Origin of the sequence: Gordonia sp. VNK21, from assembly GCF_046098115.1 — a bacterium.
Lineage (GTDB): Bacteria > Actinomycetota > Actinomycetes > Mycobacteriales > Mycobacteriaceae > Gordonia.
Window position 1 is genome coordinate 1 of record NZ_JBJURU010000051.1, and the last position, 1,060, is coordinate 1,060.

Below are 1,060 nucleotides of genomic sequence, written 5' to 3' on the forward strand. Positions count from 1 at the left end.
GCAGCAGCGACGGCGCCTGCCCCGCCTCCCACGGCGTCCAGAAGTCGCGGCCGCCCCATTCTTCGGCGAGGCGGGTCCAGACGTCGATCCGGCCGTGCAGCCGGCCGTCGTCGAAGGCCTCGTAGAAGTAGCGGCCGGCGACCGGGCCGAACAGCGCCTGCGCCTCGCTCTCGCCTGCGAAGCGCTCGGGCCAGCTGGCGAACCAGGGCTGCCAGGTGCCGGTGGTACGGCCGCGGAAGTCCGGCGCCATGTCCTCGACCACCAGGGCGGCCACCAGCTCCGGATAGGCGGCGGCGGTGCACCAGGCGTGCAGCCCGCCCATCGAATGCCCGATGAGCACGGCCGGCCCGCGGTCGATCCAGGTGAGGATCTCGGCCACGTCGCCGACGAAGCGTTCGGTACTCAGTTCCTCGGGGCCGGGCAGGCCCACGGCGGCGGCCCCCTGGTGGAAGGCGGCGTCGAAGGTGAAGACCCGTCCGTAGTGGCGCAGCCACGGAATCTGCCGGCGCCAGGTGCGGCCGCGGCCCATCAGACCGTGCAGGAGCAGGATCGGCCGGCCGTCGCGGCCGCCGTGATCGAGCAGACCGGTGCTGGCGCACAACACTTTTCGCCCCGGCATCGCGTCCACAGCCTTCAGACCCTATTGCACCGGCGGCAGCGGCACGTAGGCTCGTGCACATGGCAGTCGTGAAAATCAACGCAATCCACATCCCCGAGGGCCAGGGCGCCGAGCTGGAGAAGCGGTTCGCCGCCCGGGCCGGCACCGTCGACGGTCAGCCCGGTTTCCTGGGCTTCCAGCTGCTCCGCCCGGTCAAGGGCGACGACCGGTACTTCGTGGTCACCCAGTGGGAGACCGAGGAGGCCTTTGCGAACTGGGCCAACGGCGACGCGCGGGCCGCGCATGCGGGCGAAGCCCGTAAGCCGGTCGCCACCGGCGCCGATCTCCTCGAGTTCGAGGTCGTGCTGGACGTGGCCCCCAAGGGCTGACCGGCACCTGCATCGGTGTGAAGCCGGCGATCCGTGACGGGTCGCCGGCTTCACGCATCCGGCTGCGATCCAG

General features: G+C 71.6%; 2 protein-coding genes. One reads left to right on the plus strand and one right to left on the minus strand.

The genetic code is table 11. From position 1 onward, the window contains the following. Positions 1-619 (minus strand): alpha/beta fold hydrolase (locus ACJMNC_RS18355; protein WP_408949377.1); only part of this gene is annotated, 619 nt, incomplete at its 3' end. A 59-nt stretch (positions 620-678) separates the two neighbouring features. Between ACJMNC_RS18355 and ACJMNC_RS18360 the strand changes: the two genes are divergently transcribed. Continuing rightward, positions 679-987: an antibiotic biosynthesis monooxygenase family protein gene (locus ACJMNC_RS18360; protein ID WP_408949366.1), complete on the plus strand. Its 309-nt coding sequence runs from the start codon at positions 679-681 to the stop codon at positions 985-987. Positions 988-1,060: the final 73 nt, after the last annotated feature.

What these genes read in the sequence shown, in the direction of transcription:
- ACJMNC_RS18360 (WP_408949366.1), top strand. Translation starts at nt 679, where the DNA reads ATGGCAGTCGTGAAAATCAACGCAATCCACATCCCCGAGGGCCAGGGC.